15 protein-coding genes are annotated in these 13,446 nt (G+C 55.5%); 13 read left to right on the top strand and 2 right to left on the bottom strand.

Going from position 1 to position 13,446, the window contains the following annotated elements; genetic code table 11:
• On the top strand, positions 1-656 hold a 656-nt coding region (locus D7M11_RS03280), incomplete at its 5' end, for an IS3 family transposase (protein WP_120745741.1).
• Positions 657-771: 115 nt separating this feature from the next.
• Here D7M11_RS03280 and D7M11_RS03275 read toward each other — a convergent pair.
• Positions 772-987 (bottom strand): hypothetical protein, encoded by a 216-nt coding sequence (locus tag D7M11_RS03275; RefSeq protein WP_120745694.1) that lies wholly within the window; start codon positions 985-987, stop codon positions 772-774.
• A 207-nt stretch (positions 988-1,194) separates the two neighbouring features.
• Between D7M11_RS03275 and prmA the strand changes: the two genes are divergently transcribed.
• The 6 genes from prmA (at position 1,195) to deoC (ending at position 6,312) form a co-directional block, all read left to right on the top strand.
• Positions 1,195-2,169, top strand: a complete 975-nt coding sequence (gene prmA, locus D7M11_RS03270) for a 50S ribosomal protein L11 methyltransferase (protein WP_120745693.1) — start codon at positions 1,195-1,197, stop codon at positions 2,167-2,169.
• Positions 2,170-2,181: 12 nt separating this feature from the next.
• Positions 2,182-2,853, top strand: a complete 672-nt coding sequence (locus D7M11_RS03265; protein WP_120745692.1) for a site-2 protease family protein — start codon at positions 2,182-2,184, stop codon at positions 2,851-2,853.
• A 97-nt stretch (positions 2,854-2,950) separates the two neighbouring features.
• Positions 2,951-3,712 (top strand): 16S rRNA (uracil(1498)-N(3))-methyltransferase, encoded by a 762-nt coding sequence (locus D7M11_RS03260; RefSeq protein WP_120745691.1) that lies wholly within the window; start codon positions 2,951-2,953, stop codon positions 3,710-3,712.
• 7 nt (positions 3,713-3,719) lie between these two features.
• A complete protein-coding gene (gene mtaB, locus D7M11_RS03255) occupies positions 3,720-5,069 on the top strand; it encodes a tRNA (N(6)-L-threonylcarbamoyladenosine(37)-C(2))-methylthiotransferase MtaB (RefSeq protein WP_120745690.1) in 1,350 nt (449 codons plus the stop codon).
• A gap of 117 nt (positions 5,070-5,186) precedes the next feature.
• Positions 5,187-5,615, top strand: coding sequence for an NUDIX hydrolase (locus D7M11_RS03250; protein ID WP_120745689.1), 429 nt, complete (start codon positions 5,187-5,189; stop codon positions 5,613-5,615).
• A 1-nt stretch (position 5,616) separates the two neighbouring features.
• Positions 5,617-6,312, top strand: a complete 696-nt coding sequence (gene deoC / locus D7M11_RS03245) for a deoxyribose-phosphate aldolase (protein ID WP_120745688.1) — start codon at positions 5,617-5,619, stop codon at positions 6,310-6,312.
• Here deoC and D7M11_RS03240 read toward each other — a convergent pair.
• Positions 6,309-7,283 (bottom strand): Na/Pi cotransporter family protein, encoded by a 975-nt coding sequence (locus D7M11_RS03240; protein WP_120745687.1) that lies wholly within the window; start codon positions 7,281-7,283, stop codon positions 6,309-6,311. The two genes, deoC and D7M11_RS03240, sit on opposite strands and share 4 nt — an antisense overlap.
• 164 nt (positions 7,284-7,447) lie before the next feature.
• Between D7M11_RS03240 and D7M11_RS03235 the strand changes: the two genes are divergently transcribed.
• From D7M11_RS03235 to D7M11_RS03210, 6 genes are all read left to right on the top strand, one after another.
• Positions 7,448-8,818 carry a class I SAM-dependent rRNA methyltransferase gene (locus D7M11_RS03235; protein ID WP_120745686.1) on the top strand — a complete coding sequence of 457 codons (1,371 nt, stop codon included), beginning with the start codon at positions 7,448-7,450 and terminating at the stop codon, positions 8,816-8,818.
• 40 nt (positions 8,819-8,858) lie between these two features.
• Positions 8,859-9,203 (top strand): YojF family protein, encoded by a 345-nt coding sequence (locus D7M11_RS03230; RefSeq protein WP_120745685.1) that lies wholly within the window; start codon positions 8,859-8,861, stop codon positions 9,201-9,203.
• Between the two features lie 43 nt (positions 9,204-9,246).
• Positions 9,247-9,900, top strand: a complete 654-nt coding sequence (gene bshB2 / locus D7M11_RS03225) for a bacillithiol biosynthesis deacetylase BshB2 (RefSeq protein ID WP_120745684.1) — start codon at positions 9,247-9,249, stop codon at positions 9,898-9,900.
• A gap of 169 nt (positions 9,901-10,069) precedes the next feature.
• A complete protein-coding gene (locus D7M11_RS03220) occupies positions 10,070-11,083 on the top strand; it encodes a LacI family DNA-binding transcriptional regulator (RefSeq protein ID WP_120745683.1) in 1,014 nt (337 codons plus the stop codon).
• A 275-nt stretch (positions 11,084-11,358) separates the two neighbouring features.
• Positions 11,359-11,799, top strand: coding sequence for a MarR family winged helix-turn-helix transcriptional regulator (locus tag D7M11_RS03215; RefSeq protein ID WP_120745740.1), 441 nt, complete (start codon positions 11,359-11,361; stop codon positions 11,797-11,799).
• Between the two features lie 7 nt (positions 11,800-11,806).
• Positions 11,807-13,444 carry an MDR family MFS transporter gene (locus tag D7M11_RS03210; RefSeq protein WP_120745682.1) on the top strand — a complete coding sequence of 546 codons (1,638 nt, stop codon included), beginning with the start codon at positions 11,807-11,809 and terminating at the stop codon, positions 13,442-13,444.
• The last annotated feature ends 2 nt before the right edge of the window (positions 13,445-13,446 follow it).

Raw genomic sequence — 13,446 nt, 5'->3', positions numbered from 1 at the left:
ATGCCACCGTGTTCAATCTCAAACGAATCAAAAGACTCATGAAGAAGTTGAACCTCGTATGTCCACACCGCCGACCAAACCCGTATCGACGAATGGCAAAAGCTACTTTGGAACACCGTATAGTCCCAAACCAACTGCAGAGGGATTTCAAGAAGGGCATACCGGGACTCGCCATGCTTACCGATATCACCTACCTTCCGTATGGCAAATCGCAGACGGCCTATTTGTCCACCATTCTGGATGCGGCCTCGGGTGAGCTGTTAGCTCATAACTTTTCTACCACCCTCCAATTGAGCCTGGCTACAGATACCATTAAATTACTAAAGAGACAACGACGTCTGAAACTCCAAAAGGATGCGTTTATTCACTCCGATCAAGGAAGCCACTACACAAGTCCAATGTACCAGAAATTATTGCGAAAGGTAGGCCTCGGACAATCCATGTCACGGCGTGGTAATTGCTGGGATAACGCGCCTCAGGAATCCTTCTTTGGGCATTTAAAGGATCACGTGAAGAGTAGGAACTTTACAACGTTGGCGGAATTGCAACAGGAGATTAACCGCTACATTCACTATTACAACAATCACAGATACCAATGGGGGTTAAAAAAGATGACTCCTGTACAATACAGGAATCATCTCTTAAGTCCGGCCTAACTCTTTTTTTCTATGTGTCCTTGACTAAGGGACCAGTTTAGATTCGAGAAGCCCCTTTTTCTTGTTGGTAAGGGAAAAAACGATTAGCCAAGTGTTGTGCGGTTTCTGCTCCGTCTCAAGCCTTCCTCATCTCGAAAAATTCGCACGAGCTTCTCTCGTGATAGGCAAGCTCGCTTACGCCGGATTGGATGACGACGGTGTCGTTATCGAACCGGATTACAATGCCCCCGGAATCGATCATCAGATCGTCCTTGAACACTCGGATGGCGGATTCCCGTTCCATCGCCTCCGTAAAATCCCGGTCCGTCAATAAACGCTGGTTGCGGCTCATTCGAACATCTCCTTTGGTTGCAGTGAGGATTGTATCATTGTACCAAACAGTCGGGGCTCGATCATCCCCTTTTTGTGCCGGGACATCCGATCCGGACGCTTACGGGCGGCGTGGCCGTTTTACTAGAGACTCCGGAATAGTGTACAATGGAACGGAATTGTTAGCGATACAGACAAGCTGCACATATGACGGTAGGGGGACAAAAAAATGCTTTGGCATGAAATATCGATACATACCCGCGAGGAGGTCGCCGAGCTGGTCGCAACCGCGTTCCACGAGATGGGCGCCGGCGGCGTGACAATCGAGGAGTCCGGGACTTTGAATAAAGAGCGCGATACGTCGCTTGGACAGCTGTACGATACGCCGCTGAACGATATACCGGAGGGCGAGGCCGTCGTGCAGGCTTATTTCGCCGACCCGGACAATACGGCGGAGCTGATTCGCCAATTGGAGGAGCATGTAGCGTTTGTACGGGACGAGCTGGGTTATGACGTCGGCAAAGCCGAGATCAAGTCGCGCGTCGTCGACGAAGAAGATTGGGCGCATTCGTGGAAGCAGTATTACAAACCGATGCGCATCTCCAACCGATTGACGATCAAGCCGACCTGGGAGACATACGAGCCGGAAAGCCCGGACGAGATCATACTCGAGCTGGACCCGGGCATGGCGTTTGGAACGGGCACCCATCCGACCACCTCGTTATGCTTGCGTACGCTGGAGCAGGAGGTCGCGCCGGGAATCGAGCTGATCGACGTCGGTACGGGCTCGGGTGTGCTGGCGATTGCCGCCGCGAGGCTTGGGGCCAGCCGCGTGCTCGCGCTTGATCTCGATCCGGTTGCCGTCACGAGCGCGAACGAGAACGTTCGTCTGAACGGCGTCGAAGGCAGCGTCACGGTTATGGAGAGCGATCTGCTGGGCGTGCTTCGCAGCGCCGGAGCTTCTGCCGATGTGGGCGTAAACGTACCGGTCAAGCTCGTCGTAGCGAACATTTTGGCTGAGGTTATATTGCTTTTCACGGATGACGTATACGAGGTGCTGGAATCCGGTGGAACCTATATTACATCGGGCATTTATAAGACGAAGGAAGCGGATGTGCAAGAAGGTCTTCGGCGCGCCGGCTTTGAGATCGAACGAATCGAGCGGGATCAGGACTGGGTCGCGATCGTCGCGAAAAAACGATAAGGAGGGGAATCGGTGGAGGGAATAAACAGTTTTCTGCGGTATCCGCTGGAGGAACTGCCATTTATACTTATCGTTCTCGTCATTGCCTTTACGGTGCATGAGTTTGCCCATGCGTACGCGGCATACAAGTTCGGCGATCCTACCGCCAAGCAGCTCGGCCGCGTGACGCTGAACCCGCGGGTGCATCTGGACGTTCTGGGTACGCTTCTCATCCTGATCGCCGGTTTCGGCTGGGCGAAGCCCGTGCCCGTAAATCGGGGGAATTTCAAAAATCCGCGGCTGATGGGCATCGTCGTATCGGCTGTCGGTCCGCTGAGCAATTTCGTTATGGCCTTTATCGGAGTTGTTTTATTTCATATATACGCTGCCGGTTTTTTCAACGGGGCATCGGACGGCGTGCTGGCGGCGATCGAGCTATTTTTGCGCCGGCTGGTCGAACTGAATATCGTGTTGTTTATTTTCAACCTGATTCCGCTCCCGCCGCTCGACGGCTACCGGATTATCGAGGATTTGGCGCCGACAAGAGTACGGATCAAGATGGCGCAATACGAACAGTGGGGGATATTCGTCTTTTTGCTCATCGTGTTTATCCCGGTTTTATCGCGATATACGATCCAGCCGCTGTTTAATCTTGGAGGAGACATCATCTACGAACTGAGCAAGTTTGTCGCCAACTTCATATAAACCGCCGGGAATGGGCGAGGAGCCGGGGGTAGCTATTCGGCGAAAAACGGTGTATGATGAATGGTGGTTCAATTTATGCGAGGCAAGAAGGGGTAACATGCAAAAATATTTTGTGTCTCCCGAGCAATTGACGGAGACGGAAGCGATCCTAATGGGCGACGACGCCCATCATATAGCGAACGTGATGCGAGCCCGCGCCGGGGACGTGATCGTCATTTGCGACGGCGTCAGCAGGGAAGCGCGAGGAACGATAACCGAGATCGGCAAAAATCGGATCGTCGCGCAAGTGTCCGAACTGCTCCCGTTGTCGGCGGAGCCTGCGATTCAGGTCACGATCGCCCAAAGCTTGCCGAAAGGCGACAAGATGGAGATCGTCATTCAGAAAGGGACCGAGATCGGAGCGATCCGCTTCCTTCCGTTCGTGTCCGAGCGCACAGTCGTTTCATACGACGCGAAAAAAGAGGCGAAGCGGCTTGAGCGCTGGCAGAAAATCGCCAAAGAGGCGGCCGAGCAGGCGCATCGCGGCCGTATCCCGCAGGTGGAAGCGTCCGTATCGTGGAAGCAGCTGCTGCAGTCGGCCAAGGAGGCGGATGCGGCGTTCTTTTGTTACGAGAAGGAAGAAGGCTCCATGCTGAAGACGGCGATAAGCGGCGCTCTGGCGGCGCGCGGAGGGGCGGCCGGAATGGACGTGCTGCTCGTCATCGGACCCGAAGGCGGGTTTTCCGAGAAGGAAGCGCAGGAAGCGGAAGAAGCCGGCTGCGTGCCGGTCAGGCTCGGAGCTAGAATTTTACGCACGGAAACGGCCGGTCTGGTCGCTCTTTCGTGTTTGTTATATGAAGCAGGAGAGATGGGAGGTTGACAGGACGATGTCTACAGTTGCGTTTCATACGCTTGGCTGCAAAGTGAATTTTTACGATACGGAAGCGATTTGGCAGCTCTTCAAACACGAAGGCTACGAGCAGGTTGATTTCGAGCAAACGGCCGATGTATATGTCATCAATACATGCACCGTTACGAATACGGGCGACAAAAAAAGCCGGCAAATTATACGCCGCGCCATTCGCCGCAATCCGGATGCGATCGTGGCCGTAACGGGCTGCTACGCGCAAACTTCGCCTGCGGAAATTATGGCGATCCCGGGCGTCGATCTCGTCATCGGCACGCAAAGCCGCGATCAAATCATTCCGCTTGTGAACGAATATCGCGAGAAGCGCCAGCCGATCAATGCTGTGCGCAACATTATGAAGACGCGTGAATTCGAGGAGCTGGACGTTCCGGATTTTGCTGACCGGACGCGGGCCTTTCTGAAAATCCAGGAAGGCTGCAACAACTTCTGCACGTTCTGCATCATTCCCTGGTCCCGCGGGCTCATGCGCAGCCGTTCGGCGGAAAGCGTGCTGAGACAGGCGCATATGCTCGTCGATGCCGGTTACAAGGAAATCGTGCTGACCGGAATTCATACCGGCGGATACGGCGAAGACTTGCAAGGCTACGGCCTGGCCGAGCTGCTGTGGGATTTGGACAAGGTGGACGGGCTGAAACGCATTCGGATCAGCTCCATCGAGGCAAGCCAAATTACCGATAAAGTGGTCGAAGTGTTGAACGCGTCCGATAAAATGTGCCGTCATCTGCACGTGCCGCTTCAGGCGGGCGACGATGCGGTGCTGGCGCGGATGCGCCGCAAATATACGACGGCCGAGTTCGGCAAGAAGATCGAGAAGCTCCATATCGCGCTGCCGGACGTTGCGATTACGACCGACGTGATCGTCGGCTTCCCGGGCGAGACGGAGGAGATGTTCCGCCGCGGCTATCAATTTATGGAGCAGATGCAGTTCGCGGAAATGCATGTGTTCCCTTATTCGAAGCGCACCGGCACGCCTGCTGCCCGGATGGAGGATCAAGTGGACGAAGAAGTGAAAAACGAACGCGTCCACGAACTGATCGATTTGTCCGAGCGGATGCAGCTGGCCTATGCGCGCAAATTCGTCGGCCAAACGCTGGAAGTGATTCCCGAGCGTACGTACAAGGGGGCGCCGGATAGCGGCCTGCTGATGGGTTATTCCGATAACTATGTGAATCTCGTGTTCCCGGGCTCCGAATCGCTTGTCGGACAGCTGTGCCGGGTGAAGATGACCGAGGCGGGCGTGAACGAAAGCAAGGGCGAACTGATCGGCGTCGAGGAGCCCGCTATGCACAAAAGCGCGGTTAGCGGCTGACGCGGGACATGCTCATGGAGGATTTCGCTTTTCCGGTTGTGTACTACGGAATGCGGAATCCTTCTTCGGCATTCCGCGGCTTTAGGCATTTCAAAAAGAGAACGAGGCGGTGAGCTTATGAAGGAAATATCGGCCGGCGGTGTCGTATACCGCGTTAGGGACGGCGTGACGGAAGTGCAGCTCATTCATGACCGCTACGGCAAAAAAACAGTGCCAAAGGGCAAGATGGAGGCGGGAGAAACGATCCCGCAAACGGCGCTGCGGGAAATTGCCGAGGAGACCGGCATCGAGGGACGAATCGTCGCCGAGCTGGAGCGGGTCGAATACGAGTACACACACGAGAAACACGGAACTATAGATAAGGAAGTGCATTATTTCCTGGTCGAAGCGACGGGCGGAGAACTGCTGGCGCAAATCGAGGAAATTAGCGGCGTCGCCTGGTACGAGCCGAAGGAAGCGTGGAAGCAGCAAAAACAGGCCGGTTATGCGAACAACGATTCCGTGCTGCGGAAAGCTTTGACATTACTCCAAATCGAGGTGGACTGACATGAGTGCTGCTCCGGACAAATTCGATCTGAATCGCCTGCCGTCTTACATCGACCATACGCTGCTCAAGGCGGAAGCGACGCCGGAGGCGGTGCTGAAGCTTTGCGACGAAGCCCGGCAGTACGGCTTTTACAGTGTATGCGTAAACAGCGGCTATGTGGCCGACTGCGTCCGCTATTTGGCGGGGAGCGGCGTGCGCGTTAGCGCCGTTGTCGGGTTTCCGCTCGGAGCCTCATGCAGCGATGTGAAAGCGTACGAGGCGGCTAGGGCGGCGGAGCTCGGCGCAACCGACATCGATATGGTACTCGCGGTAGGGCGGCTGCTGGCCGGCGATGAGACTTACGTAAGGGACGATATCCGGGCCGTTGTGGAAGCGGTGCGGGGGAAGGCGATCGTCAAAGTGATCCTCGAAACCGGCCTTTTGAACGAGGAGCAAAAGCGAACCGCTTGCCGGCTGGCGGAAGAAGCGGGTGCGCATTTCGTCAAGACGTCGACAGGCTTCGGTCCGGGCGGCGCCACGGTAGAAGACGTAAAGCTGATGCGCGCGGCCGTTTCGCCGGATATTCAGGTGAAAGCATCCGGCGGCGTGCGCGACCTCGCCACTGCGCTGGCGATGATCGAGGCGGGCGCAACCCGGCTGGGCACAAGCTCGGGCGTCGCGATTATGAACGGAGCGGGCGGCGTTACCGGCTACTAAAGCCGTTTCGCTGTCGGACCGCCGCCGAACACGGGCAAATAACAGAAAGGCAGCGCGATAAGCGAGCTGACGACATTGAAGATCGTTTGAGCGTGGGCGATTTGCCCTGAGGGCGAGGACGCGAACAACGCGGAAGCTTGATGCAGCAGCGGCAGCAAGGGCAGGAACAGCAGCGCTCCGCCGACGTTGAGCGAGATATGCGCCCAGGCGACGAATTGCCCGCTTCGCGTTCCGCCGATGGCGGCCATCAAGGCGGTTACGCAAGTACCGACGTTTGCGCCGAGCACGATCGCGACGCCCAGCTCCACCGGAATCGCATCGACGGCGGCGAGGCCCATTGTCATCGCGATGGTGGCCGCGCTGCTGTGAATAACGGCCGTCAGGATCGCTCCTGCAGCGAACCCCCACAACACGCTGCGCTGGGCGTGCTCGACGAACCAGCCGAACAGGCCGCGGCTTTGCAGCAGCGGAACGATCGTTTGCATCACTTCGACGCCGAGCAGTACGGAAGAGAAGCCGCTAACCGCCAGCGACAGCGAACGGATGTGGTGGAGCGCGCGCTGCGGGCGGCGGGAGCGCACGAAGGATGAAAGCGCGACCGACCCGAGCCAGATCGAGGCTGAACCGAGCAGCGCCGGGAAGGCGAGCTTGTTTATATTCAGGCCGATAAGCTCGGTTGTCAGGCAGGTGCCGATATTGGAGCCGAGAATGATGCCGAGCGTTTTTGGAAAGGTCATAATGCCGGCGTTCACAAGTCCGATCGTTATGACCGTGAGTGCGCTGCTGCTTTGCAGGACGGCCGTTACGCCGGTGCCGATGAACAAGCCGCGGACGGGCGTGCGCGTAAACGTTTCGACGAGTCCGGTCAAATAAGAGCCGGCCCACCCGTGCAGCGCCAGCTCCATTATTTTCATGCCGGTCAAAAAGATGCCGAGTCCGACGAGCAGCGGCAGGATGATTTGCGTAGTCATGCGGGTCTCCTTTTTGCGTTTTAAGTTAATCCTTTTGTGAGGCGGTTTATTACTATATGTTTATGTGGACGGGCAGACGAGCATGACAAGCCAGTCAAATCGTCTGCGTCGCAAGCGATGCGGCGGCAGGCGACATTACGAATACGAAGTTGGGGGAAATTGCAGTGGCATCGGTAATACTGGACCGAAAGCGGAAAAAGCGGCTCGAGCAAGGCCAGCCGTGGATTTACGCGAATGAAATCGCAAGCGTGGACGGGGAATACGAGCCCGGAGATCTCGTATCCGTCCTGAGCCATACGGGGCAATATTTGGCGACGGGTTATATCAATCCGAAGTCGCAAATCGCGGTAAGGGTTGTTTCCTATACGCCTTTGGAGCAAATGGACCGGGACTTCTTCGCAAGTCGGTTCGAGCAGTGCGCGCAGCTGCGCAGCCGTTTTGTCGGCGAAGCAACGGGTTATCGTCTGGTATACGGCGAAGCGGATTTTTTGCCGGGGCTGGTCGTCGACCGGTTTGCCGATGTGCTCGTCATCCAGGTGTTGTCCCTCGGTATGGAGCGGTGTAAACCGCTAATCGTCGAAACGCTTGCCGAGCTATTTCAGCCGCGCGGCATTTATGAACGCAGCGACGTATCCGTGCGCGAGCTGGAAGGGCTGGAGCAGATAAAGGGCCCTCTGTACGGCGATTGTCCGCGTTACGTGGAGATTGTCGAGAACGGGCTGCGCATCGAGGTCGATATCGAGCAAGGACAGAAGACCGGATACTTTTTGGACCAGAGGGAAAACCGGGCATCCATCCACAAGCTGATGACCGGCTGGGGTGCTCGCAGCGGCATACGGCTTGCGACGGACGAAAGCACGGGCAGATCCGTACCGGTCAATGCCAACGGCAAAGAGGTGACGTTTCCATATTGGGACGGTGCGTCCGTGCTCGAATGTTTCTCGCATACCGGGAGCTTTACGCTGAATGCGTGCAGCGGCGGCGCGAAAAAAGTGACGTGCCTCGATATATCGGAGCACGCCGTCGATACCGCCAGGCGGAATGTGGAGCGGAACGGTTTTACGGACCGGGTGGAGTTTGTCGTCGCCGACGCGTTCGATTACTTGCGCGCGCAGGTTCGCGGGCTCGAAGAGCGGCGGGCCAGAGCCCAAGCGGGACAAGGATCCGGTGCGGGCAAGGTCGATACGTCGAAGCCGGTCGGAGCGGAAGGCCGGACGTGGGATGTCGTCATTCTCGACCCGCCCGCTTTTGCCAAAACTAAAGGAGCGGTGCCCGGGGCGCTTCGGGGCTACAAGGACATTAACCTGCACGCGATGAAGCTGGTGAACGAAGGCGGCTATCTCGTGACCGCGAGCTGCTCGTACCATGTAAGGCCGGATGTTTTTCTGGAAACGATACTTTCGGCCGCGTCCGACGCGCGCAAAGTGCTGAGGCAAATTGAATACCGGGGCGCTGGCAAAGACCATCCGCAGCTTCTCGGTACGAGCGAAGGGGACTATTTGAAATTTGCCATATTCGAAGTCCGTTCCCGATAAACCGCGGAACGGCAGATTCTTGCCATAAGGAGGTAAACGTATGAAGCCGATCGACCCGCAGGACGTTCAGTTGATGCTGGACTCGATGCTTGATGAACAGCTGTTTCTGCAAATGGAAATGACGACGGGCGCCTACGCTTCCCACCGGGACAGCAGCAAATTTACCGCGTCCACTTTTTTGAAAAACGGTTCCGTCCGGTATGTTCAGGGCTCTATCGCCGGTAGCGGACCGTTCCGGGTCGGACTGAAGACAGGCGAAGGATGGGTATATTCCGAAGGACTGACCCACTACGAAAACGACGGCGGCGACCGTCTCGTGCTGGCCGGCTACGATTCGGAGGGCAAGCTCGTCGTCGGCCTCCAACTGGGCCGTCATCCTTTTTAACGACAAGACCGACTACTATACTTCGTGAAAGAGGGGAATAGCGATGGATCGTCAGCGACACGTATTGGTTGTGCTTCCGCATCCCGACGACGAGACGGGCAGCTCCGGAACGATAGCGAAGCATATCCGGCAAGGAACGCCGGTTACGTATTTATGCCTAACGCTGGGCGAGATGGGCCGTAATATGGGGGTTCCTCCGTTCGCAAACCGCTCCACTTTGCCGCTCATCCGCAAGCAGGAGCTGGAGGAATCGTGCCGCAGCATCGGCATCGAGGATTTGCGGCTCGGCGGGTTCCATGATAAAACGATCGAGTTTGAGGATCGGGAACAGTTAATGAAACGAATTACGGATTTGATCGAGGAAGTTCGTCCGTCTCTTATTATGACGTTTTACCCCGGATACAGCGTTCATCCGGATCATGACGCCTGCGGGGCTGCGGTTATCGGCGCTGTGGCGCGTTTGCCGGCCGCTGACAGGCCTGTCGTGAATTGCATCGCTTTTGCTAAAGGGTGCGAGGAAGCCTTGGGTCAGCCCGATGTTGTAAACGATGTAAGCGAGTTTCTGGACGTGAAGCTGTTGTCGCTGCAAGCGCACCGTTCCCAGTTCCAATATATGTCCGTCGTTCTGGCGGCCGATGATCCGAGCATGAAAAGCCGTTTCAGCACGGAACGGTTCTGGACGTATCGCTTTGATTGACGCTGGAATTGTATGCGACCTGGTTGTGCCGTTCGATCCGAATGTGGATCGGACGGCATTTTTTATTCCCATGTCAGGTTATATACAAAAAAATATCCTCAATTCGTATTGTGGATGTTATAATGAAGTTAAAAAACCTGACAAATCGATCGGCTGGGAGCGATAGGAAATGAAAACTACGATCTATGACATTGCCAAAGCGGCCGGTGTATCGATTGCGACCGTATCGAAGGTTATTAACGGAACGGGGCGCATCAGCACCGACACGAGGGAACGCGTTCACGAGATTATGCAGGAGCTGGACTATCAGCCTAGCGTCGTGGCGTCGGCCTTGACAGGCAAAAGCACGTTTACGATCGGCCTGCTGATCCCCGATCTGGCCAATCCGCTGTATGCGGAAATCGCCCGAAGCGTGGAAGACCGCGGCCGCGAGCTCGGATTTAATCTCGTCATGTGCAGCACGGACAATAATCCGCGGCGGGAAGGGGACTATATTACGTTTTTGAAGCAGAAAAAAGTCGACGGGATCATCATCTCGACGGGCATCAGCAACGAAGCCGTGCTGCAAAGCCTGCATACACAGAATATCCCGGTAGCTTTTGTGACACGGGATCATATACCAGGAATGGATGCCGACAGCGTCCGGGTCGACGATTACTTGGGCGGATACCGGGCGGCGTCTCATCTGCTCGGGCTCGGTCATCGCCATGTAGCCGTTCTGACGGAACAATTAAGCTTGTCCTCCAGCAGCGATCGGGTACGAGGGTTCATACATGCTCTTGAAGAAGCGGGGATCGAGGAAGGTGGTCCGGTTGTCGTCGAGAGTTTCTCTTCCATCGAGGAAGGAAGGCGCCAAACGCTGGAGCTGCTGATCTCGGAAGATGCGCCGACGGCTCTGTTCGCATGCAACGATCTGCTGGCGATCGGGGCCGTGCAGGCGGCGAAGGAGCTGCGGCTTACGATTCCGTGGGATGTATCGATTATCGGCTTCGACAACACGATGCTGGCCGGCATTGTCGATCCGCCGCTGACGACGATTTCGCAGCCGATTGCCGAGATGGGACGGCGCGTGATGGATCTGATCATTCAGGAGGTACGGGGGGAAAAGAAGGGCAAGACGGCGATCGTCCTGACGCCTGAGCTGGTTGTCAGGCAATCGACCACGTTTCCGCGTAAGGTATGACGGCGAACCGGGCGATTCGCGCCAGAGGCTTTTACCGGAGGGGAAGGGCTTTCTGACGGAATCGGGTTCCATACATACGCAATCGGGAGCATGGATAAAATAATCGCATTATTCGTAAGCTCATTGCAGGTAATGGGCTTATTTTCCTGTATTCGATCGGCATAAGGGTATTGACTGCGACAAGCTACTTGCGATAAGCTAACAATTGCTTTATTAAAAAAACATTTAGTGCTAAATTATTAAGCGCTAAAGTAAGGGGATGCGAAGTGCCGGAGATGAACGGTCAGTTATTGGAACTGACGAATATGTTCAAAAGTCTGATCAAACGAATGTCCCAACTATGGAATGGTCGGATGAACGACAGCTACTCTATTACGCTGACGCAATTCCGAACTTTATACATTTTAAACACGAAGGGGCCGCAAAAGGCGGCGGAGCTGGCCGATATTTTGTGCGTCACCTCGGGCGCGATCACGGGGCTTGCCGACAAGCTGATCGCGAAACAGTTCATTCAGAGGCAGAGGAGTGAAGAAGACCGCAGGGTAGTTTATTTAAGCATTACCGATCAAGGGAAGGAAATGATCGGGCTGCTGCTGGAGGAACAGAAGGAAGTGATGTCTCTCGTATTTAAAGGGATGCACGAAGACGACGTCGCCCATTTGAAGCGATTATTTATGTTTATGCTGGATAATATCGAACAGTTCGAGAAGGAGTAGAGCGAAATTGGAGCATTTATCACATAAGCGCAAAATGACGATCATGGTCGCCATTATTGCCGCAATGTTTTTCGCCGCTATCAACCAAACGATCGTCAGTACGGCGATGCCGAGAATTATAGCGATTTTGGGCGGCATGGATTATTACACTTGGGTCATCACGATCTACATGCTGACATCGACGATTTCTACCGTGCTTGTCGGCAAGTTGTCCGACATTTACGGACGGAAACCGTTTATACTGGCCGGTATCGTATTTTTCATTATCGGCGCCTTTTTGACCGGACTTTCCAAAGATATCTTTCAATTGATAACGTATCGCGGCATTCAAGGGATCGGCGCCGGTATTATTATGGCTTCGGCCTTTACGGCGGTAGGGGACTTGTTCTCGCCGCGCGAGAGAGGCAAATGGACGGGTGTCATGATGGCCGTATTCGGCTTCTCCAGCGTTATCGGCCCTACGCTTGGCGGCTGGATCGTCGATCACATGGACTGGGAATGGGTATTCTGGATCTTCTTGCCGGTCGGCGTAATCGCCTTTATTCTCATTATGGCCTTGTTCCCGCGTGTGGATAAAAAACAGTCGGAATCGATCGACTACTGGGGCTCGCTGTTCCTGACGCTAACGATCGTACCGCTGCTGCTCGGGTTCTCTTGGGCCGGCACGAAATACGCCTGGGGCTCGGCTCAGGTGCTTGGCCTCTTCGGTTCAGCTATCGCCTCACTGCTTATCTTTATCGTTATTGAAACGAAAGTCAAAAGCCCGGTATTACCGCTTTCGCTGTTCCGCAACAGCATCGTTACGTTGTCGAACTCGATCGGATTTTTGATGAACGCGGGCATGATGGGCGCCTTGATTTATTTGCCGTTTTTCGTGCAAGGGGTTGAGGGCGTATCGCCGACATACTCCGGTTATGTGACGATGCCGATGTCGATCAGCATGGTGGTCATCAGCGCCTTCACCGGCCGCTGGATTACGAAGACAGGCAAATACAAGCGGTACGCTTTGCTCGGCATGCCGATTATGATCGCCGGCATGATTTTGATGGCTTTCATGAACAGCATTTGGCTTGCCGTCATCGCCATGATCGTTTTCGGTCTAGGCCTCGGCTTCGGCATGCCGATCTTTTCGCTTACCGTGCAAAATGCCGTCAGACCCGAACAGCTTGGCGTCGCGACCGCTTCGTCGCAGCTGTTCCGCAACTTGGGCGGAACGATCGGGATTGCGGTAATGGGAACGATTATGGCGACAAGCCTGAAACGCAGTTTGACGTCGACCGCGGAAGCGGGAGGGGGACTCGACTTCTCCAAGCTGGACCCGAAAGTGGCCGAGCAGCTCGCCGCCTTCAAAAATCCGGAAATGCTGCTGGACCAGCCGAAGCTGGAGCATCTGAAAACCACGCTGCCTGAAGCGGTTCAGCCGATTTTGACGAAAATGATCGAGGTGCTGCGCGACGCTCTTAGCACATCTCTGACGACCGTTTTCTTGTCGGGTGCGGCATTGCTCGTCGTAGCTCTTGTGCTCGTACTGTTCCTGAAGGAAATTCCGCTGCGGACGTCCAACCGGATGCCGGAGCAGGCGGGCGGAGCCGAGAAAAAAGAGAAGGAAGACGATCTTCCGGGAGCTGTCGCCAAGCAGGTGTAAGA

Source organism: Paenibacillus ginsengarvi, from assembly GCF_003626695.1.
Taxonomy (GTDB): Bacteria; Bacillota; Bacilli; order Paenibacillales; family NBRC-103111; genus Paenibacillus_AB; species Paenibacillus_AB ginsengarvi.
The sequence above is the reverse complement of the archived record's forward strand: the minus strand, read 5'-3'. Positions and strand labels throughout refer to the sequence as shown.

Excerpts from the sequence above, each read along its gene's own strand:
- D7M11_RS03220 (WP_120745683.1), top strand. The coding sequence starts at position 10,070 with ATGAAAACTACGATCTATGACATTGCCAAAGCGGCCGGTGTATCGATT.
- D7M11_RS03230 (WP_120745685.1), top strand. The coding sequence starts at position 8,859 with ATGAAGCCGATCGACCCGCAGGACGTTCAGTTGATGCTGGACTCGATG.
- bshB2 (WP_120745684.1), top strand. The coding sequence starts at position 9,247 with ATGGATCGTCAGCGACACGTATTGGTTGTGCTTCCGCATCCCGACGAC.
- D7M11_RS03260 (WP_120745691.1), top strand. The coding sequence starts at position 2,951 with ATGCAAAAATATTTTGTGTCTCCCGAGCAATTGACGGAGACGGAAGCG.
- prmA (WP_120745693.1), top strand. The coding sequence starts at position 1,195 with ATGCTTTGGCATGAAATATCGATACATACCCGCGAGGAGGTCGCCGAG.
- D7M11_RS03275 (WP_120745694.1), bottom strand. The coding sequence starts at position 987 with ATGAGCCGCAACCAGCGTTTATTGACGGACCGGGATTTTACGGAGGCG.
- mtaB (WP_120745690.1), top strand. The coding sequence starts at position 3,720 with ATGTCTACAGTTGCGTTTCATACGCTTGGCTGCAAAGTGAATTTTTAC.
- D7M11_RS03215 (WP_120745740.1), top strand. The coding sequence starts at position 11,359 with ATGAACGGTCAGTTATTGGAACTGACGAATATGTTCAAAAGTCTGATC.
- D7M11_RS03240 (WP_120745687.1), bottom strand. The coding sequence starts at position 7,283 with ATGACTACGCAAATCATCCTGCCGCTGCTCGTCGGACTCGGCATCTTT.
- D7M11_RS03250 (WP_120745689.1), top strand. The coding sequence starts at position 5,187 with ATGAAGGAAATATCGGCCGGCGGTGTCGTATACCGCGTTAGGGACGGC.
- deoC (WP_120745688.1), top strand. The coding sequence starts at position 5,617 with ATGAGTGCTGCTCCGGACAAATTCGATCTGAATCGCCTGCCGTCTTAC.